The sequence below is a fragment of the Bacillota bacterium genome (assembly GCA_013177945.1).
In the GTDB taxonomy this organism is placed as follows: domain Bacteria; phylum Bacillota; class DSM-12270; order Thermacetogeniales; family Thermacetogeniaceae; genus Ch130.
In genome coordinates, this window is record JABLXW010000007.1 from 68287 (window position 1) to 87889 (window position 19603).

The 19603-nt window shown below is 57.5% G+C and carries 19 protein-coding genes and 1 riboswitch; of the genes, 16 read left to right on the top strand and 3 right to left on the bottom strand.

Features of this window, described 5'->3' with window-relative positions:
• The first annotated feature begins 111 nt into the window (after positions 1–111).
• The 10 genes from HPY58_04770 (at position 112) to HPY58_04815 (ending at position 9542) form a co-directional block, all read left to right on the top strand.
• Complete coding sequence (locus tag HPY58_04770) at positions 112–486, top strand: nucleotidyltransferase family protein (protein NPV28966.1); 375 nt, start codon at positions 112–114, stop codon at positions 484–486.
• A gap of 198 nt (positions 487–684) precedes the next feature.
• Positions 685–803, top strand: a riboswitch (molybdenum cofactor riboswitch).
• 202 nt (positions 804–1005) lie between these two features.
• Positions 1006–1869 carry an extracellular solute-binding protein gene (locus HPY58_04775; protein ID NPV28967.1) on the top strand — a complete coding sequence of 288 codons (864 nt, stop codon included), beginning with the start codon at positions 1006–1008 and terminating at the stop codon, positions 1867–1869.
• Positions 1870–2381: 512 nt separating this feature from the next.
• Positions 2382–3074, top strand: a complete 693-nt coding sequence (locus HPY58_04780) for an ABC transporter permease (GenBank protein ID NPV28968.1) — start codon at positions 2382–2384, stop codon at positions 3072–3074.
• A gap of 5 nt (positions 3075–3079) precedes the next feature.
• Complete coding sequence (locus tag HPY58_04785) at positions 3080–3826, top strand: ATP-binding cassette domain-containing protein (protein ID NPV28969.1); 747 nt, start codon at positions 3080–3082, stop codon at positions 3824–3826.
• Positions 3827–3985: 159 nt separating this feature from the next.
• A complete protein-coding gene (locus tag HPY58_04790) occupies positions 3986–5284 on the top strand; it encodes a nodulation protein NfeD (GenBank protein ID NPV28970.1) in 1299 nt (432 codons plus the stop codon).
• 83 nt (positions 5285–5367) lie between these two features.
• Positions 5368–6147 (top strand): slipin family protein, encoded by a 780-nt coding sequence (locus HPY58_04795; protein ID NPV28971.1) that lies wholly within the window; start codon positions 5368–5370, stop codon positions 6145–6147.
• Positions 6148–6187: 40 nt separating this feature from the next.
• Positions 6188–6766, top strand: coding sequence for a hypothetical protein (locus HPY58_04800; GenBank protein NPV28972.1), 579 nt, complete (start codon positions 6188–6190; stop codon positions 6764–6766).
• A 103-nt stretch (positions 6767–6869) separates the two neighbouring features.
• The gene (gene sppA, locus HPY58_04805) at positions 6870–7817 is read left to right on the top strand and encodes a signal peptide peptidase SppA (GenBank protein NPV28973.1); all 948 of its coding nucleotides are present in this window, start codon (positions 6870–6872) and stop codon (positions 7815–7817) included.
• Positions 7818–7832: 15 nt separating this feature from the next.
• Positions 7833–8468 carry a YIP1 family protein gene (locus HPY58_04810; GenBank protein ID NPV28974.1) on the top strand — a complete coding sequence of 212 codons (636 nt, stop codon included), beginning with the start codon at positions 7833–7835 and terminating at the stop codon, positions 8466–8468.
• 45 nt (positions 8469–8513) lie between these two features.
• Complete coding sequence (locus HPY58_04815; GenBank protein ID NPV28975.1) at positions 8514–9542, top strand: zinc-dependent alcohol dehydrogenase family protein; 1029 nt, start codon at positions 8514–8516, stop codon at positions 9540–9542.
• Positions 9543–9579: 37 nt separating this feature from the next.
• Here HPY58_04815 and HPY58_04820 read toward each other — a convergent pair whose 3' ends face one another.
• The 3 genes from HPY58_04820 to HPY58_04830 form a co-directional block, all read right to left on the bottom strand.
• The gene (locus tag HPY58_04820; GenBank protein NPV28976.1) at positions 9580–10362 is read right to left on the bottom strand and encodes a transposase; all 783 of its coding nucleotides are present in this window, start codon (positions 10360–10362) and stop codon (positions 9580–9582) included.
• An 89-nt stretch (positions 10363–10451) separates the two neighbouring features.
• A complete protein-coding gene (locus HPY58_04825) occupies positions 10452–12230 on the bottom strand; it encodes a DUF342 domain-containing protein (protein ID NPV28977.1) in 1779 nt (592 codons plus the stop codon).
• 236 nt (positions 12231–12466) lie between these two features.
• A complete protein-coding gene (locus HPY58_04830; GenBank protein NPV28978.1) occupies positions 12467–13390 on the bottom strand; it encodes an HD-GYP domain-containing protein in 924 nt (307 codons plus the stop codon).
• A 372-nt stretch (positions 13391–13762) separates the two neighbouring features.
• Between HPY58_04830 and htpX the strand changes: the two genes are divergently transcribed.
• From htpX to HPY58_04860, 6 genes are all read left to right on the top strand, one after another.
• Positions 13763–14647 carry a zinc metalloprotease HtpX gene (htpX, locus tag HPY58_04835; protein NPV28979.1) on the top strand — a complete coding sequence of 295 codons (885 nt, stop codon included), beginning with the start codon at positions 13763–13765 and terminating at the stop codon, positions 14645–14647.
• Between the two features lies 1 nt (position 14648).
• The gene (locus tag HPY58_04840) at positions 14649–15248 is read left to right on the top strand and encodes a hypothetical protein (GenBank protein NPV28980.1); all 600 of its coding nucleotides are present in this window, start codon (positions 14649–14651) and stop codon (positions 15246–15248) included.
• Positions 15249–15367: 119 nt separating this feature from the next.
• Positions 15368–16069 carry a PspA/IM30 family protein gene (locus HPY58_04845; protein NPV28981.1) on the top strand — a complete coding sequence of 234 codons (702 nt, stop codon included), beginning with the start codon at positions 15368–15370 and terminating at the stop codon, positions 16067–16069.
• On the top strand, positions 16066–16344 hold the full coding sequence (locus tag HPY58_04850; protein ID NPV28982.1) for a hypothetical protein: 279 nt from the start codon (positions 16066–16068) through the stop codon (positions 16342–16344). The genes HPY58_04845 and HPY58_04850 overlap by 4 nt, the downstream gene beginning before the upstream one ends.
• A gap of 91 nt (positions 16345–16435) precedes the next feature.
• Positions 16436–17404 carry a magnesium/cobalt transporter CorA gene (gene corA, locus HPY58_04855; protein ID NPV28983.1) on the top strand — a complete coding sequence of 323 codons (969 nt, stop codon included), beginning with the start codon at positions 16436–16438 and terminating at the stop codon, positions 17402–17404.
• A 91-nt stretch (positions 17405–17495) separates the two neighbouring features.
• Positions 17496–19406 (top strand): sigma 54-interacting transcriptional regulator, encoded by a 1911-nt coding sequence (locus HPY58_04860; GenBank protein NPV28984.1) that lies wholly within the window; start codon positions 17496–17498, stop codon positions 19404–19406.
• Positions 19407–19603 lie beyond the last annotated feature (197 nt).

Genomic DNA, 19603 nt, shown 5'->3' on the forward strand with positions numbered 1-19603 from the left:
AAAAACCGAATTTCGAAAGAAGCGTTGAAATAACGAGAGAAGCTGGAAACTATGAAAACTGGTACAGCCTCGGTCGGTTAACGATCCCCGGTGATAGCACAAAAGGTCAAAATGTGCTACGATAAACAACAAAGGCAGGTGAATACGTTGTTAGGAAAAACAATCAAACAAAAAGTCAAAATACCGGGGCAGTTAAGTAAAGAATTCATTCTTAAAACTTTAGAAAAACACGCCAGCATTCTCAAGCAGTACGGCGTCCGTCGGATAGGGGTTTTTGGTTCAGTTGTTAGGGGCACTGCCAACAAAGAAAGCGACATTGATTTCCTGGTGGAGCTCTCAGAAAAAAGCTTCGATAACTACTTTGGTTTGAAGTTTTTTCTCGAAGACCTGTTCGGAAGAAAAGTGGACCTTGTTCTTGCAGAGGACATAAAACCTCGCCTTAAGTCACGGATTCTTTCAGGGGTGGAATATGTCCAGGGACTTTAAGGTTTATCTGGAAGCAGTTAGAAGGCCGTGCGGACCACAGAGCAGGTCTTCGGCGGCTCCGCGGACCCTGTTAGCAGGGGCACCGTCAGTAAAGGTTAGCAAAACCGGTTTCGGCGTTCTGGAAGCCTTACAAGGCAAGATTTCCCAGGGTTGTATCAGATTCAGGCAGGAATTCTAATCTTCATGTCGAATGCATTCAGAGATGAGGTTCTCCGAGTCCACCGGCCTGTGGCTTGCGCTATGGCGGTCGGACCGTCAGGGTGTACCTGGAAACGGGTGCGCCTCCCAGTGCGGAAAGGGGAGCAGGACAAAGTTCGTCTCAGGCCGGGCCTGCATTTCCGCAGCCCGGCCTTTTTTGAGCACAGCACCCCCCGCACCCCCGGTAACTATTTTACGCAAAGGGGGTGAAAGCCGGAATTGTTAAGAAGGATTAAAGCTCTAGGGAAGGCTGGAAACTCTAGGTGAATATTTTTTAACGAGACGATTAACCGGTATTCTTGAAGAAAGGAGCCTGACGACATGAGGTTGAAGAGACAATGGATAATGGGAATTGTTTTCCTGTTCCTGCTCGGCCTGGCGGCAGGCTGCGCCGGGCGGCAGGCCGCCGCGCCGGAGGTTAAAGACGTGATTCTCGCCACAACCACCAGCACCGTGGACACCGGGCTGCTGGACGTCCTGATCCCAAAGTTTGAAGAAAAAACCGGCTACAAGGTGAAGCCTATAGGCGTGGGCTCGGGGCAGGCGATGGAAATGGGGAAAAAAGGAGAGGCAGACGTGCTCCTCACCCATGCCCCGAAATCGGAAAAGGAACTGGTAGATGCCGGAGTGGTGACCAACTACAGGCTGGTGATGCACAACGACTTCGTGATCGTGGGGCCGGCGGAGGATCCCGCAGGGATCAAGGGTGAGAAGTCCGCCGCCGAAGCCTTCAAGAAGATCGCCCGGAAAGGCGCCACCTTCATCTCGCGGGGGGACGAGTCCGGCACCCACAAGAAAGAGCTCGACATCTGGAAAAGTGCCGGAATCAAGCCGGGCGGGAGCTGGTACCAGGAGTCGGGGGCCGGGATGGGACAGACCCTGCTCGTCGCCTCGGAGAAAAAAGGGTACACCCTGGCCGACCGGGGAACCTACCTCGCCCAGCAGAAAAACATCAAGCTCGACATCCTGGTGGAGGGGGACAAGATCCTGCTCAACATCTACCATGTGATGCAGGTGAACCCCGAAAAATTCCCAAAGGTGAACGCCGCAGGAGCGCAAGCCTTCGTGGAATTCATGGTCTCTCCGGAAGCCCAGGCAATCATCGGGGATTTCGGCAAGGATAAATACGGCCAGCCCCTCTTCGTCCCTGACGCCGGAAAAAGCGAAGCCGAAACCGGCAGGTAACGGGCAGCAGGCGGCACCATCCTAAAAGCCCAGCACTCACCGAAACTCTGTTGCATAACTGGCCTTTGTCCTGATATTCTGTTTTGCGTCTTTTTCAGCTCATAAAGCAGCAGTGAGTGCTGGGAGCGGAATCAGGAGCGAGTGGAAGTTCCTGCCTGGCAACCGACCGGATTACAGGAGAAGCGAGGACAAACCCGGACAGCCAGGCAAGCCTTCTGACGAGCGACATATGGAGCGACGGGTAACAGCACCCGGCGCCGCGAGGTTGACAGTTCAGGCTGCGAGGACTTTCAACGCGGCGGAAACGAATAAAGCAGCGGCGAATCGCCGGGTTCAAGCGCGGCATAAATGGACATAAAGTTGCGGAGGTTTTCCGCAGCAGCCTAGAACTGTCCCGAAGCAAGCCGTGGTGCTGTCCGGAGCGGAATCAGGAGCGAGTGGAAGTGCTTGCCTGGCAACCAACCGGAGTACAGGAGTAAGCGCAACGCTTTTATTTACAAGGTGGGTTGGGCATGAGTGTCATTGGAGAGGGAATCATCACCGCACTGAAAATGCTGATTACCGGAGACCCGGAGGTGCTGGAGATCACCCTGCGCACCTTCCAGGTTTCCGGAACCGCAACCCTGATCAGCGTTCTCATTGGGGTTCCTGCCGGGGCCCTGCTGGCTCTGAACAGGTTCTTAGGGCGGGGCCTCGTGGTCAGCCTGGTGAACTTCGGGATGGGGCTCCCCCCGGTGGTTGTGGGCCTGATCACATGGCTCTGCCTCACCCGCCACGGGCCGCTGGGCTTCCTCGGCCTCCTCTACACCCCCGCCGCGATGATCATCGCCCAGGCGATCATTGCTTCTCCCATCGTGGCCGGGTTTACGGTGGCCGCGCTCCAGTCCGTCAATCCCAAAATGCACCTGCAGATCCTGGCGCTGGGTGCAAACCGGCTGCAGTTTCTCTGGCTGCTGCTGCGGGAGGCCAGGCTCGGCCTCCTGGCAGCAGTAATCGCCGGCTTCGGTGGGGTGATCTCGGAGGTAGGTGCCTCGATCATGGTGGGGGGCAACGTCAAGGGGCTGACGCGGGTGCTCACCACCGCCATTGCCCTCGAGGTCTCCAAGGGCCGCTTTGAACTCGCAGCCGCCCTGAGCGTGATCCTCCTTCTGCTTTCTTTTACGATTACCGCAGTCCTGACAGGAATTCAGCAGCACAGGAGGTGACCCCGGTGGAAAGAAAAATTGCCCTGAAAGCAGAACAGCTTAAACTGGTCAAAGAGGGGCGGGAGATCTTTTTCATCGAGGATCTTACCCTCTTCGAAGGGGAAGTTGTCGCACTCGTGGGGCCCAACGGGGCAGGAAAAACCTGCCTCCTCCTCACCCTTGCCCTCCTTGAACGCCCCGCACAGGGAAGGCTCCACTTCAACGGGACGGCCGCCACCCGTGAGAACACCCTTCTCCTGCGCCGCCAGATGGCGGTTGTCTTCCAGGAACCTCTGCTCATGGACACAACAGTGCTGGGAAATGTGATGACGGGCTTGAGGATCCGGGGTATTCCGGCCCGGCCGGCACGGGCGCGGGCCGAGGAGTGGCTCGCCCGCTTAGGGATCGCCCACCTGAAGAAGCGCCCGGCCCTCCGGCTCTCCGGAGGCGAGGCCCAGCGGGTGAACCTGGCGCGCGCCTTTGCCCTCGAGCCGCGCCTCCTCTTTCTCGATGAGCCCTTCGCAGCCCTCGATTACCCAACCCGGAAGTCTCTTTTAGAAGACATCAGCTGCATCCTCAGGGAAACCAGGGTTACAACCCTCTTCGTCACCCACGACTACACCGAGATCCCCGCCCTCGCCCAGCGGGTGGTCGTGATGTGCAACGGGCGCCTGATCAAAAGCGGAAGTGTTGAGGAGGTCTTCGGCCCAGCCGCCCTCTCCCGGATCTCCGCCCCCTGGGAAATGCCCCTCGTTCCAGGTAATTCCCCCTAAAGAGAAGCGCCCCAAAAAGGATTTGCGGCAGGGATGCAGAATTAGAAAAGGGGAACAGGATTTAAAATCCGGTTGAAAGGGGCGAAGGCCATCAAAAAGAAGCACCCCCTTCAGGTCAGTTCAAAGAAAAGTCCGCCGGGCAAACCGCGCTCCCGCCTCATACCCTTCCTGCTTCTCCTTTTGCTGCTCTCGGGAGAAAGCCGTCCCGGGGCGCGGCCCGCTCCCCCTCCGGGAATCCAGGCGCCTGTTCTGGTGGCAACCGTGACGGGCCCCATTGTCCCGGTTACGGCAAGATACTGCGAGCGCGCGCTCAGGGCCGCGGAGACGAAAGGAGCAGCCGCCTGCGTCATCCAGCTCAACACCCCGGGTGGGCTGTACAGCGCCACCCAGGAGCTGGTAACCGCGATCCTCAACGCCCGCGTTCCGGTGGTGGTTTTTGTTTCCCCGGCAGGGGGCTGGGCAGGTTCGGCAGGCACCTTTATCACCATCGCCGCCCATGTTGCTGCAATGGCACCAGGGAGCAGAATCGGAGCCGCCCACCCGGTTGCGGTGGGGCCGCCCGATGCCCCGAGCGTCCCCGGTGAAAAAATCACCGAGGATGCCGCGGCCTGGGCGCGCTCTATCGCCCAGCTGCGGGGGAGAAACGCCCGGGCCGCGGAACTGGCGGTCCGGGAGAGCAGGTCCTTTTCCGATGCCGAGGCCCTCAGGGAAAACCTCATCGACCTCAGAGCCAGGAACCTCGAAGACCTCCTGCGGCAGCTGGAGGGCAAAAGCGTCACCCTGGGGAGCGGGCTCCGGGTGGAGCTGAAAACCAGATCGGCACCGGTCGAGCAGCTCCCCATGAACTTCGCCGAAAGGTTTTTGCTCGCCATCAGCAATCCCGATCTGGCCTACCTCCTTCTGACAATCGGCATGGCCGGCCTGATGGTGGAAATCTACCACCCCGGACTGATCTTCCCCGGTGTTGCCGGCGGAATCTCCCTCCTGCTGGGGCTTTATTCACTTGGAACACTTGACGCTTACTGGGGAGGGCTGCTTCTGATCGTTCTCGCTTTCGGCCTCTTCGTTGCCGAGGCCTTCATCGTCAGCCACGGGGTTCTGGGGGCAGGGGGGGTGGTTTCCTTCGTAATCGGCTCCCTGATCCTCTTCAGCAACGGGCCGCCGGGGGTCGGTGTGAGCATCTGGCTGATTGCGGCCACAGCCCTGGTTTTCGCCGGGTTAATGGCGCTTCTCGTGACGGCCGTCGTCCGGGGCCAGAGGCGCCAGGTCGCTACAGGAGAAGAAGGGCTGCTCGGACAGACGGCAATCGCCAGGACAGACCTGAACCCAACAGGCACCGTCTTTGTGGCCGGGGAGCTCTGGAACGCCAGGGCCGAAGACCAGGTGATCCGGTCGGGCGAAGAGGTGGTGATTACCGGGGTCGAAGGCTTGCGCCTGAGGGTGCGCCGGAAGGGTTAGCCCGGAAGGCAAGATGCTCCGGGGAAACAAAAAACGAATGAAAGGGGGAAATGCCCGGGGTGCGCGGCATCCCGGGCGGCGTTATGTGGAGTTTTGCGGCAACTCTAATCGTACTGATTTTCATGCTGCTGGCGGCTTCCCTGCGGATCGTGCAGGAGTACGAGCGCGGGGTCATCTTCCGCCTCGGGCGCTGCGTGGGCGCCAGGGGGCCGGGCCTGATCATCTTGATTCCCGTCATTGAACGGATGCAGAAGGTTGACCTGCGGGTGATTACGATGGATGTTCCCACCCAGGAGGTCATCACAAAAGACAACGTTACCGTAAAGGTGAACGCAGTGGTCTACTTCCGCGTTGTCAACCCTGTTGACGCGGTGATCAAGGTGCTCGACCACATCAGGGCCACCTCCCAGCTTTCCCAAACCACATTGAGAAGCGTCCTGGGCCAGTCGGAGCTGGACGAACTGCTGGCCAACCGGGATGAAATCAACCAGCGGCTCCAGCGCATCATCGACGAGGGGACCGAGCCCTGGGGGATCAAGGTGAGCCTTGTGGAAGTGAAGGATGTGGAGCTGCCGCCCACCATGCAGCGGGCGATGGCGGCCCAGGCGGAGGCCGAGCGGGAGCGGCGGGCGAAGCTCATCCACGCCGACGGCGAGTACCAGGCCGCAGAGAGGCTGGCCGAGGCCGCCCGGATTATTTCCCAGCACCCGGCCACCATCCAGCTCCGCTACCTCCAGACCTTGAGGGAGATCGCCGTGGACCAGTCGAGCACGGTGGTTTTCCCGCTGCCGCTTGACCTCATCACACCGTTCCTGGAAATGATGAAAGCGCGGGCAGGAGCTGGAGGGAAGACTGACGAATAACACCCCGTAAGCTAATAACTCCAGTGAAGGTGAAAAAACCGTGGGCCGGACAACGTGGCGGAACCTGCTCCTCTCGCTCTGGGAAATCTGGGATAGGCTGTACAGCTGCATCTTCCGCGTCCGGGAAATCGAACCGGGAGGAATCCTCCGGTTGAACCTCCGCCCGTACCGGGGGCCTGCGGTAGAGCTGCGGGACGGCACGGTGATCTCCCCCGGAGAACTGGTGGGAGAACTCCACCTCGCCAGCAGGGAGCTTTTCAAAATCCAGCAGAAATGCGACAGCCAGGTCAAGGCGACCATGCAGGTCAAGAGGGCGTTGAAGCAGAACCTGACCCAACTTGCAAACTACGTCCTGCAGAAAAAAGTGGCCGAGGAGGTCAGGGCCTTCTACGGAATCACCCTCTTTCACCAGGGGGCGCGGCTGCTGGGCTTCGAGGTCCGGGAACTCCAGCCCTTCATCCGCTTCCTTTACGGCCTGGGGCAGTCGCTGCTCCTCGTCAGCTACCACCCGGCAGGTCTGAAGCGCCTCAGATCGGGGCACCGCGCCCTGACGCCCAAAGTAATCTGGATCTCGCGGGCCGCCCTCCTCAGGGACTTTACGCCGCCAGGGAGTCTTTAAATGGAAATAATTACTTTAGTATGAGCCATTCCTGCTTCTCATAATATTTCTAAAGGAGCGCCGGCAAGGGCCGTTTCCGGGGAACCGAAAAGGAGGGTTGGTTTTGAACTATAAGAGAACGGGTCTTATTCTGGTTGCCTTGAGCACCGCCATCACCCTGGCAGCGGTGATCATCTCCCTGCTCCGGCAGCCGGGCAGGGCGGTGCCCCTTGCCTTCCCGGGTTCGAGCCGGAATGTGGCGGTGGTTTACCTGACGGGGCCGATCGCCTTCGGCCAGCAGTCTTCCCTTTTCGGAACAGGCTCAACCGCAGAGCAGGCCCTGCGGGACCTGGAAAGGATTGAAAAGGACCGCTCGATCCGGGCCGTGGTAATCCGGATCAACAGCCCGGGCGGGAGCGCCGCCGCCTCCCAGGAGCTGCACGCCCAGGTGCAGCGGGTGAAAAGAGCCGGAAAAAAGGTGGTGGCCTCCTTCGGGGACATCGCCGCTTCAGGCGGGTACTACGCGGGTGTCGCTGCAGATAAAATCGTGGCGGACCCCGCGACGGTGACCGGGAGCATCGGAGTGATCGCAACGGTCCCGAACCTCCAGGAACTCTACAGGAAAATCGGCTACCGGGAGCGAACCTTCAAAAGCGGCCCCCACAAAGACATGCTTTCCCCCTCCCGGCCGCTCACGCCCGAAGAAGAAAAGATCATCCAGGGCCTGGTTGACGACACCTACGAGCAGTTCGTGCGCGCCGTGGCGCGGGGCCGGAAGCTTCCCCTTGACCGGGTGCGGAGCCTGGCAGACGGCCGGATCTACACCGGCGCCCAGGCACGCGAACTGGGTCTTGTGGACGAACTGGGAGGCCTCCGGGACGCCGTGAAACTTGCCGCAAAGCTGGCGGGGATTAAAGGGGAGCCGCAGGTGGTGGAGTACCGCACTTCCGGACTCTTCGACTTTCTGAAACCCTTTGGCGCCTGGCGCATTCTCGTCAGGTGGCCCGCAGGAGAGACGGACGGGCTCCTGCCCGGGCCGCTCCCGTCCGCCTTTACCACATTAAAGTATTAAAGGGGCTGATCTCGGATGTGGGAGTACATTACGGGGGCGCTGGCCGCCCCGGTGCAGACCTTTCGGGAAACCTCCCAAAAACAATGGTGGAGGCAGGCCCTCCTGCTGGTGGGAGGACTGGCGCTCCTCAGGGGACTGGTCAGTGCCGCTGCAGCCCAGGAGGCCCCGCCCCTCCCCTCGAGCCTGGAAATGACGCCGGGATTTCCCGGGTTCCTGGCGACAGCCTTTGACCTCCTCCAGTCCCCTCTTTTTCTCCTCGCCAGCTCTCTTGCAGGCCGAATTCTCGTCTGGTTTCTAGGGGGGGTAATCTTTCTGGCGGTCGGGAAGCTTTTCAAAGGAGACGGCAACTTAGGCGGGCTTCTGGCCGCCCTGGGCTTCGCGGAAGCACCCCGCCTCATCGAAATCCCCCTTACCGCAGTGCTCTCTCTGCTGGGGCTGCCCGGAAGCATCCTGGCCGGCCTGGCAGGATTTGGCTTCGGAATCTGGATTCTCGTCCTGGACATCCTTGCGGTGCGGGAAAGCCTCCGGCTCAGAACCGGAGCAGCTGCAGCCGTTGTTCTCATTCCTCTTGGCTTAATTTTCTTCCTTCTTTTCCTCCTGGGCGTCATCCTCGCAATCTCAGCAATATTCGCAACGGCCCCAGCGCTTTAAACACCCGGATGGCAATTCTGAGGTTCAATCGAGAGGTGAGCGGAAGTGAAGGCAATGGTGTTGGAGCGCCTCTGCAGCCTGGAAGAAAACGAGGCTCCCCTGAGGCTGGTTGACCTGCCGGTCCCCGCCCCGGAGGAAGGCGAAATTCTGGTTAAGGTTTCGGCCTGCGGGGTCTGCCACACCGAGATCGACGAAATTGAGGGAAGGACCCCTCCCCCGCGCCTCCCCGTTATTTTAGGCCACCAGATCGTCGGCAGAGTGGAAAAAACGGGAGGCAGGGCGGGAAGGTTCAAGCCCGGCGAAAGGGTGGGAATTGCCTGGATCCACTCCGCCTGCGGAAAGTGCGAATACTGCCTCAGAGGCGAAGAAAACTTATGCAGCGATTTCCGGGCAACGGGAAGGGACGCGCACGGGGGGTACGCGGAGTACACCACAGTCTCCGAAGGCTTCGCCTACCGGATTCCGGGGCTCTTCTCCGACGCCGAGGCCGCGCCGCTCCTGTGTGCAGGGGCGATCGGCTACCGCTCCCTGAGGCTGACCGGACTTCAAGATGGGCAGAACCTGGGGCTCCTGGGGTTCGGGGCCTCGGCCCACCTCGTCCTCAAGATGGTGAAGCACAGGTTCCCGAACGCCAGGGTCTTCGTCTTTTCCAGAACCGAAACTGAAAGGAGCTTCGCCCGGGAACTCGGGGCCTGCTGGGCCGGCGATTTCGGAGAAGAGCCTCCCCAGAAGCTGCACTGCGCCATCGACACCACCCCGGTCTGGATGCCGGTGGCGGAGGGCCTGCGGCACCTGGCAAAAGGGGGCAGGCTCGTCATCAACGCCATCAGAAAAGAGGAGGGGGACAAAGAAGCTCTTTTAAAAATCGACTACCCCACCCACCTCTGGCTGGAGAAGGAGATCAAGAGCGTCGCCAACGTAACGCGCCGGGATGTGGAGGAGTTCCTGGAACTCGCGGCCGAAATTCCCATCAGGCCGGAGATCCAGGAGTACAGGCTGGAGGAGGCAAACCTGGCGCTGGTGGAGCTGAAAAACCGCAAGATCCGGGGGGCCAAGGTGCTGAAAATCGAATAACCCAAACAGCGGGACGGTTCTCCTGTTTGCTCTCCCTTCAGTCTTTATTAACCGCTTTATAAACCGTATGGACAGTCAATCCAGTTATCCTCGCAATCTGTCTGAGGCTACTTCCTTCTATCTCCTTGATTTTCCGCAGGATTTTATCCCGCTCCGGTTTTTCCATCTGTTGCAGAATACTAACCGGTTTGCCTCTTAATATTTTTTTGATTTCTTGCCCCAGTCTTTCGTCACTTATCCTTGTCTGAGACCCGACTTCCAGGCACCGGTCAGTAGCGGGTTCTTCCATAAATTGTAGAAAGCGTTGCTTTGCTGTTTCCCTGTCATCCGCAAAGAGCCCGAGTATAAACCGGGTTTGAACCAGCTTACAGGGATCTTCTCCCTGAACATAGGCTGAACAGCTGCTCCATTGAAAATCCTGTGCCCTTTCAACGATTCCTGCCTTTACAGGGTTTTGATGGATATACCGGATCACTGTTAGTAAGTAGGCATCGTTCTCCACGCTTTCGCTTTTAAACCGATCCTGGAACACATGTCCTGTCCGGTCATACTTCCGGTTATACCAAAGTGCATAGCTGGTTCCCAACCGCTTCATAAAAACCGAAATACTTTCATGGCCTTCCTGTATTAGCAAGTGAAGATGGTTTCCCATCAAGCAGTACCCCAGCACGGCGGATCCGGTTTCCCTTGTGATTCGCTCAAGGATTTCCAAATACCTCTGATTGTCCTCAGCGTCGTGGAATATCTCCTGGCGGTTTATTCCTCTCACAATAACATGATAGATCCCTGTTCTGCTCTTTTCCCTGGCAGTTCTAGGCATTCTCCTCCGCCCTTTCAGTTTTCTCTTATTCTATCACCAGCTGTCTTCGCAAACAAGAGAACCGTCCCCTTGTTTGCCCTTGTTTGCCTTTAATCATCGCCGCCGCTGAAGTCAACGAAACGAGTCATTTTTTGAATCCTCATAATCTGGGGTCCGACCCGGAGGATGCTATTCGGGTAAACCTTTTCCGCGCTAATCCTTTTATGGGGAGCTACCTGAACGTTCGTGATTGTTTCCGCCGGGCAGCCCAATTCTTTTACCACCACATCCCCGCGCGCAACAATCTGCCCGCCCCGAAAAATACCGGGGCATCCCATAACGGAAACACTTCCGCCTGCTAAAATTTCTGTATGGTAGCACCCTTTACCCCTAATTACAACCGCTCCGGCCGATTCCAATTTTGCATTGTGGCAGTTAGAAGCAGATATGTACACATCGGAAGCAGGCCCGGAGTTTAAATACAGAAGCACTTCATTAACCTTCTCCTGAAGGCGGTTAATGGCTTCCCTCTGTCCCGGCGTTCTGAGTTCTCGTTCGATCTCCTTCATAGTTTCAATGAAAAAATAATCTACAGCTTCGCCGTGTTCCCTGGATACCTGCTCGGTGAAAGTTTTAATTGCCGAAGCCATCTGGCTCAGGTTCTTTTGTGCGGTTGCAAGCAAATCGACTAATAATTCATTACGGCTGGACAGCTCTTTGTTCTTTTTAGCAACCACACTTTCAATGAGCTCAAGTTCTCCTTTCAACTTTTCGAGGAGCGTTTTTGCTTTTTCGTAAACGGCCAGAACCCCGCCGGCGCAAACGAAGCCTCCAATGACATTCTTCCTTATGATCACAGGCCCCCCTGCATAAACATAGCCTTTCATCACGCTTCCCAATACTTCTACCATTCCTGTAGCCCGTACCTTCATTCCCTCCTGAACATTACCATTGATAACCACATCCCCTTTAAAACTAACGTTGCCGGTAGACATGTCCACATTGCCTTCGATTACAAGCAAAGGCAAAACGAAGAGGAAACCGTTTTTCAAAACCGGCCTCCCGCTCTTAACGGCAACCGCTTTTTTTCCCGCCTCCATCAGGCGGACGTTATCTTTTACCCGAATCTCTTGGAATTTCGGCAAGGGAGGTTCTACTGCTTCCCCGTAGACATTCATCCCAGGTTTCCCAAACTGCGGCGGATGCTTTAGGGCAAGAACTTCGCCCGGCTCGACGCAAAAGTATTTTCTTTGCTCCCGGTAATCGACGCGATCTGCATTCTCCGGAATAATTTTCTCCTCAGTTTCTTCCTGGCTGCTCAGAAAAATATACTCAATCCTTTCATCTACAGGCGGTGTAACAGGTATTCCCTGTGCAATAACTACCTCTTTCCCGCAATCTACGGAAAAGGCCCTGGATACTGCATCTCTGTCGATACCAAAAACTATTCCCTGCCGCTTTATGTCCTCGATGATGCGATCAATCGGAGGCAGTGCCGGCTCCTTTTCCTCTTTTTTGGCGGCTCTTAAAACAATACTGGTGCCTGGTTCAGTGTCTTGAAGACAGTAGCAGTAACCCGCCTTCTTTTCCACCTTAATAAAGGCGGTGAACTTGTCTTCACTTACTCTCACCTGGTATATAAATTCTGCCGGTTCGGACGGCAATCTAATTTCGATTTCGTCTTCCTCGCAAACAACGACGGTATCTTCTACCAGTGAACCGTTCAGGTAAATTTGAACACCTTTCCCAGGGGTAACAGTTGGGTAGCGTCCCCGGCCACGGGGGTTCCAAATTTTCAATTTGCCTCCGATGACGGCAACTTTGCCATCGCTGTCTTCCTGGTTCCCCCCCCCCCCCGTAATCACTTTCATCAATCTTTTTACACTCACAAAGCAGAAGTTTTTCTGCCAGGCCTTCCATTAATCGACAGCCTCCTTTCTCCAGATGACCCCCTGCCAGTTCACCAGTTTCCAACGCCTTCAAACAGGAACATTAAAAGCTATCCTCATGCCAATCCACAACAATCTCCCGATCTAAAACTTTATGCCGGAACCAAAAGCCGCCGGTGCGCGTTTGCCCCAGGCCAACGTTTCTGTTGCGCTTCCAGCCTGGCCGGAATCCAGCTTCACGGGCGTTCCCGGAGGGTATCGCATACATACCCCAGCAGTATATTAACTACCTCAGGGTCGAAATAATCCCGATCCGCAACCAGGATGCGATTCGCCTCTGCAAAAGAGTACCTCCTCCGGTAAATACGGTCTGTAATCAACGCATCGTAGACATCACAAACAGCTACAATCCTGGCGAAATCGGGAATTGCTTTCCCCCTCAACCCGAACGGGTAGCCCCGTCCATTAAACCTTTCGTGGTGCAGCAGTACAACCTGTTTCGCCCTTCGATCTACATTTGGGTAGCCGCTCAACGCTTCGTACCCGTACCAGGTGTGCCGCATTACTGCAGCATACTCGCTGCTGGTCAACGGTCCGCGCTTCAAAAGAATTTTGCGCGGGATTTTAAGCTTCCCGAGATCATGCAAAATCGCGCCCATGCCAAGGCTCAGCAAAGATTCCCTGCCGTACCCCATACTAATCCCAATTAACAGGGAAAGGACGGACACATTGACGCAGTGGCAGAAATCGTAGTGGTCGATAGTGCGAATATCAATAAGGTTAATGACGATTTCATCAAGATCTAATAATTCGTTGATGATTGAGAGTACAACTTTTTCCAGTTTTCTGACGGATGCATTCTTTTGCCTGATTACCCTGTGCATAACCCTTTTTACTTCATGAATAGCCTTTTGACGGGTCGCTTCCTTTATCAGTTCCGTAGGATGACCTCCGCCGTGGCAACCGTTCTCATTCTCTACCGGAACCTGGAGATAAACCGACATCACACCAAACCGTGCCAGGCGCTTAATGATTTTACCGTCCAGTTCCTGCCCCGCAAGCACAAGCACCCGGCCCTTTCCGTCGTATACCGTACGGCCTGCTCTCATGCCAGAGGAAACCTGGTCCAGTGGAACAAGAGTGATGAACCCTTTGCCCAAAAACAATTCCCCCGCTGCACTTAAAACTGATTAAAAATTACCTACTTAAGTACTATTTTTACCAATTATATTTTACAAAATTCCCAGAGCAGACACAAGCATAAAAGCAGAACCCGTATTTCCTCGCTGGGCACAAAACGTTTAGGCGCCACCTCCTGCATCTTAACGCGGACCAGTACCGAGCAACTTGTATTTTCAGGCCGGTTGTGGTATATTTATGTAGCAGCAGCTGCGTACAAACAATCAAAAGAGGAGTCTGACAAGCCCCGACGGCACGAAACAAAAATTTTTGCGGCCGCGGGACTCCTTTATTTTTGCGGTTTTTCGCGGCCAAAAACTCAAGCCAACTACAAGGAGGACTGAACAGCAACCATGAGGCGGTTTCCGGTTGACCACGGCCTGACGGCAAGGATGTTCTTCACCATGTTCCTGCTGGCTGCCCTCTACCTGTTTTTCGGTGTGGTGCTCTGGCGCGCCGGCATCGGCTTCACAAGTCTGATCTTCATCGTGGGCATCATGCTGCTCGCCCAGTATTACCTCTCGGACCGTCTGGTGCTCCTTTCAACAGGGGCGCGGGAGGTAAGCCCGCAGGAGGCCCCAGAGCTCCACGGCCTGGTGGAGCGCCTGGCGGCTTTAGCCAACATCCCCAAACCCAGGGTGGCTGTCGTTCCTACTCCGGTTCCCAACGCCTTTGCTACAGGAAGGAGCCCGCGCCATGCGGTTGTGGCGGTGACCACCGGACTCATGGAGCGCCTGGAAAAGCCGGAGATCGAGGCCGTCCTTGCCCACGAGCTGAGCCACGTCAAAAACAGGGACGTAGCGGTAATGACTCTTGCCAGCTTTTTCGCAACCGTAGCCTCCTTTATCGTCCAGAACTTCTTTTTCTGGGGAGGCGGCTTTGACCGCGACCGCGAGGACCGGGGAAGTGCGGCGCTGGTTTACCTTGTTTCGCTTGTCGTCTGGGTGCTCAGCTTCTTCCTCATCCGGGCGCTTTCCCGCTACCGGGAGTTCGCGGCAGACCGGGGGGCGGCCTTTCTCACAGGAGCACCGGCCCTGCTCGGCAGCGCCCTGATCAAGATCAGCAACACAATCGAGCGCATACCCGCCCGCGACCTGCGCCAGACCGAGGCCCTGAACGCCTTCTTCATCATTCCCGCCCTGCGGGGAGAGGCTCTTGCAGAGCTCTTCTCAACCCACCCCTCCCTGGAGCGGCGCCTCGCCTACCTGCGGGAGCTGGAACGGCAGATGAGGGGTTGAAATGGGGCTTTTCGACATTCTCTTCGGGGGTTCGCGCCCCAAACAGGCCCGCCTCGACCCCATTTTCGCCCTGACCACCGCTGCCATCACCTTCGAGACAGAGCTCGGCTGGGTTCCCGGGGGGCGCGCCGGGGTGGTGCTCAGGCCCCCGGCAGGCCAGGATTACCGGGCGACAGAAAAAGAGCTCCGGGAACTGCTGGATCTCGCGAGCAGAGAAATGAAAACCAGATTCGAGGTCCGGGATGACGAATACCAGTACCGGTGGCTCATCTTCGAGGACCCGGACTGGGACGATCTGGTCGCCCTCGTCCACCTGGCCGGCCAGACCCTTGCCGAAAAGGGATACGGAACACAGCTCCTGGCGGCGGTCTTCCCCTTCAGGCAGGAGGAGGACCCGGAAAGAAAAGGGGAGACCCTTTACTTAATTTTCAACTACAAGAGAGGGGCTTTCTACCCCTTTCTCCCCAGGAGAGGAGCGTCCGGCGCGAGGGGGGAGCGCGACACCGCCGAGGAGACCAGGATTCAGGCGCTTCTAGAAAAAGAGCTCCCCTGGGAAAAAGACTTCAGCTACTGGTACCCCCTCTGGGGGTGCCCGGTCTGAAAAGAGGCAGGCGCATAACTGAGCGCACATTTTTTTGCGCGAGAAAAGCAAGGCGGTCCGCTTAAATAGGGAACCGTGAGGTTATACTCTACTTAAGAGGCTCAAGGAGGTTGGAAAACATGGGTTTACTGGCGCGCATTTCCACGGTTTTCAAAGCAAAAATGAACAGGATCCTGGACCAGATGGAAAACCCCCACGAGACCCTGGACTACTCCTACGAAAAACAGCTGGAACTCCTTCAGAACGTGCGGCGCAACATCGCCAACGTTGTTGCTTCAAAAAAGCGGCTTGAGCTCCAGACCGTGAGGCTCCGGGACAGCCTCGCCAAACTCGACAGCCAGGCGAAGGAGGCGCTGCGGCAGGGAAGGGAGGATCTGGCGCGCTTCGCCCTGGAAAGAAAGGTGCAGATCGAGCAGCAGATCCAGGACCTGGAGCAGCAGGTCCAGGGGCTGCAGCAGGAGCAGGAGAAGCTGACCCAGGTCGAGAACCGGCTCCGGGCAAAGGTGGAAGCCTTCAGGACGAAAAAAGAGGTGATTAAGGCGCAGTACTCTGCAGCCGAGGCCCAGGTAAAGATCGGGGAGGCGATGACCGGCCTTTCCGAGGAAATGGCCGATGTCGGGCTGGCGCTCGAGCGGGCGGAGCAGAAAACCGAAAAAATGCGCGCCCGCGCCGCGGCGATTGACGAGCTGATCGCCACCGGTGTGCTGGAGGAGCCGCTGGGAGAAAAGGACGGGATCGAGGCAGAACTCCGGAAAATGGAGGCAAGCGGCCGGGTGGAAGACGAACTCGCCCGCCTGAAGAGAGAGGTGGGCAAAGCATGATCATCAGGGTGCTCACCGAAGGCCAGTACCGGCTGGAGGGGGAGGCGCTGGCAGAGCTTGACCGGCTGGACGACTTTCTCCTGGATGCCCTGAGCGCCGGGAATGAGGCAGAATTCGCGGCGCGCCTCCGGGAGGTGGCCGCCCTCGTCCAGAACAAGGGAAAGAGGGTGCCCGACGACGAGCTGGTGGAATCCGACCTGATCATCCCTGCCCCCGACACCAGCCTGGAGGAGGCAAGAGGCTTTTTCGCCACCTACCCCCGTCACCTCCTGTAAAGACCGGCGGCACTGCCTGCCCGCACCCCGAATGACAAAACTGCAAAGCACCCGACGCGGCAGAAAAGCAACCCGAAACGGAGAAGAGAAAATGATCCGGATGATTACAAGGAGGGGAGCCCTCAAGGGCGAGGGGCGCGCCCTGAACGAGAAAATCGCCGCCGCCCTGGCTCAAAAAGAGTTTCTCTGGGTGGACCTGGAGGCTCCCACCCCCGAGGAAGCCGGGATCTTGAGCGAGGTCTTTCACTTCCACCCCTTGAGCATCGACGACTGCCTGCACGGCCTGCAGCGCGCCAAGCTCGACGAATACCCCGGCTATCTCTTCCTGGTCCTCCACGTGGTTGAAGCCCTCATCCTGGAAGGAAAAGCAACTGCGGTCCACGAGTTTGATACGTTTTTGGGGCCAACCTACCTGGTTACCTTTCACTGGCAGAGGCTCGAGTTCGTTGAAGAAATTTACCGGGAGTACGCGGAAACAGAGGAACTCACGGAAAAGGGAACAGGATTTCTCCTCTACCAGATCCTGCGGCGCCTCGTGGACACCTACTTTCCCCTCCTGGACCAGCTGGAGGAGTGCCTGGCGGCAGCCGAAAAAGGGGTTTTTCTTTCTCCGGACCAGAAGTGGCTGGCCGAGGCCTTCAACCTGCGCGGGGTGATGCTCCGGATCAGGAGAACCCTCTCCCCCCAGAGGGAAGCTCTCAATGCTTTAATCCACCGCCCCCGGCCCTACCTCAAAGAAGAGGACCACATTTACCTGATGGACGTCTACGACCACCTGCTCCGCCTCTTCGAGCTGGTCGACAACTACCACGACCTGCTGGCGGCCACCCTCGAGGTCTACCTCACAAGCATCTCCAACCGCATGAACGAAATCATGAAGATCCTCACCATCATCACCACCATCATGATGCCCCTTTCGGTGATTGCGGGGATCTACGGTATGAACTTTCACTACATGCCCGAGCTGCGCTCCCCCTACGGCTACCCTGCGGTGCTGGGAGTGATGCTCTTAATCAGTGCCGGGATGCTCGTCTTCTTCCGCCGCAAGCGCTGGCTGTAGATTGCCAATGCAGTTTGCAGGAAGGTTCCGGCAGGAGTAAAATAAAAAAGAGTGATAAAAACAAGCGCAATGACTCCCAAGGGGGGAATGTATGGACGGCATTTTTCTGATCGCCCCTTACCGGAGGCTCGCCGCCCTCGCCGGCGAAGTTGCCCTGGAGCTGGGGATAATCCTGGAAATCAAAATCGGGAAATTAGCAGAGGGGGTCCGCCTCGCCCGCCAGGCACTGAAAGAGGGGGCAGCAGTGATCGTCAGCCAGGGAGCCACAGGCTGGCTGATCGCGCGGGAGAACCTCCCTGTCCCCGTTGTGGAGATCATCCCCACAGGGTATGACCTGCTGCGGGCCGTGCTGGAGGCGCAGGCGAAGGGCAGAAAAGTGGGAATTCTCGACCTTCCCGAGATGATCCGGGGCGCCGCCGCCCTCGAAGAAATCCTCGGCCTGGAAATTATCAGGGTCCCTCTGCAGACCTTCGACCAGATCGATCAGGGGATTGACATTCTGGTCAGGCATGGGGTTGATGTGGTCATCGGCAACATCTGCGTCCTTCCCCGCGCGGCAGCCCGCGGCCTGCAGACCGTGCTCATTCCCTGCGGACAGGAGGCGATCGCCCAGGCCCTCCGGGAGGCCAGGAAGGTGCTTGCCGTCCGCAGCCGGGAAAAGGCGCAGGCAGAAGAAATCAGAACGATCATCAACTTCGTAGACAACGGGATCATCGCCGTGGACGCCCAGGGTAAAATTTCGGCTCTCAACCCGATGGCGGAGCGGATTCTCGGCCTCAACCACGCCGAGGTGATCGGCCGGCCGGCCGCTTCAATCCCGCTTGGAGCACGCCTGGAAAGGGTAATTGCATCGGGAAAAACGGAAATCGGTGAAGTAGAAATCCTGAAAAACGGAACGCGGGTGGCCGTCAACGTAATGCCGATCATCGTCAACACCAGGGCCACCGGCGCCGTAGCCACCTTCCAGGAGATCAGCAATCTCCAGATGCTCGACCAGAAGGTGCGAAGAAGTTTGCGGGACCGGGGCCACGTGGCCAAATACCACTTCACCGACATACTGGGCCCCAGCCCGCGCACAAAAGCCGTCGTGGAAAAAGCCAAGCGCTTTGGAAGGGTGGATGCCACCGTCCTGATCTGCGGGGAGACCGGAGTAGGAAAAGAATATTTCGCCCACGCCATGCACAACGTAAGCCCGCGGCGGGAGGGGCCCTTCATTGCCGTGAACTGCGCCGCAGTCCCGGAAAACCTGCTGGAGAGCGAACTCTTCGGGTACGCCGAAGGCGCCTTCACCGGTGCAAAAAAAGGGGGGAAGCAGGGCCTCTTCGAACTGGCACACGGAGGAACAATCTTCCTGGACGAAATCAGCGAAATGTCAGAACGCCTCCAGACGAGGCTCTTACGGGTCCTCCAGGAGCATGAGGTGATGCGCCTGGGGGACGACCGGGTGATTCCCGTGGACATCCGGGTAATCGCCGCCACAAACCGCGACCTCCGGAAAATGGTGGAAGAGAACCGCTTCCGGGCCGACCTTTACTACCGGATCAACGTCCTCACCCTGATCATCCCCCCTTTGCGCGAGCGGACGGAAGACATCCCCGTGCTGGCAGAAAACTTCCTGCAGGTCTTCAACAAAAAGTTCGACAAAAACCTGAAGGGGATCGAACCCAGGGGAATGGAGCTTCTAATTTCCTACCCCTGGCCCGGCAACATCAGAGAACTCCGGAACATCATGGAGCGCCTCGTCATCCTGACCGACGAGGACCTGATCCCCGCCGACCTTGTCGCAGAGTGCCTTCACGCTTCGCCGGCCCGCCCTGCTTTTCCTCTCAGAGCCTTACCCGCCGAGGGCCGCCCCGCGCAGACCCTTGCCCGCCTCGAAGAGCAGGCAATTCGCGATGTGCTGGCCTCGGTGCACGGGAACAAAAAGAGGGCCGCCCAGATCCTGGGGGTGAGCCGGACCACCCTCTGGCGCCGCCTGAAAAAAAGCACCGGCAACCTGTAATCTCTGTGTTTCATTTTGGAACACAGATCCCGCCCGGATAGATTTCAAAATTAAACGAAGCGAAACACCAGATGAAACGCCGCCCTCGAGAAACTCTTTACACCTGTTTTTTGCCCCGTATTTTCTTCAAAAAAACCTCCCCCCCGGCTCCGGACCGGAAGCATATTCTGGCACACTTTTTGCAGAATAAATACGTA

Coding starts and splice junctions, on each gene's coding strand:
- HPY58_04810 (NPV28974.1), top strand. CDS start 7,833: ATGTGGGAGTACATTACGGGGGCGCTGGCCGCCCCGGTGCAGACCTTT.
- HPY58_04770 (NPV28966.1), top strand. CDS start 112: ATGTGCTACGATAAACAACAAAGGCAGGTGAATACGTTGTTAGGAAAA.
- htpX (NPV28979.1), top strand. CDS start 13,763: ATGAGGCGGTTTCCGGTTGACCACGGCCTGACGGCAAGGATGTTCTTC.
- HPY58_04820 (NPV28976.1), bottom strand. CDS start 10,362: ATGCCTAGAACTGCCAGGGAAAAGAGCAGAACAGGGATCTATCATGTT.
- HPY58_04860 (NPV28984.1), top strand. CDS start 17,496: ATGGACGGCATTTTTCTGATCGCCCCTTACCGGAGGCTCGCCGCCCTC.
- HPY58_04775 (NPV28967.1), top strand. CDS start 1,006: ATGAGGTTGAAGAGACAATGGATAATGGGAATTGTTTTCCTGTTCCTG.
- HPY58_04795 (NPV28971.1), top strand. CDS start 5,368: ATGTGGAGTTTTGCGGCAACTCTAATCGTACTGATTTTCATGCTGCTG.
- HPY58_04850 (NPV28982.1), top strand. CDS start 16,066: ATGATCATCAGGGTGCTCACCGAAGGCCAGTACCGGCTGGAGGGGGAG.
- HPY58_04845 (NPV28981.1), top strand. CDS start 15,368: ATGGGTTTACTGGCGCGCATTTCCACGGTTTTCAAAGCAAAAATGAAC.
- HPY58_04780 (NPV28968.1), top strand. CDS start 2,382: ATGAGTGTCATTGGAGAGGGAATCATCACCGCACTGAAAATGCTGATT.
- corA (NPV28983.1), top strand. CDS start 16,436: ATGATCCGGATGATTACAAGGAGGGGAGCCCTCAAGGGCGAGGGGCGC.
- HPY58_04840 (NPV28980.1), top strand. CDS start 14,649: ATGGGGCTTTTCGACATTCTCTTCGGGGGTTCGCGCCCCAAACAGGCC.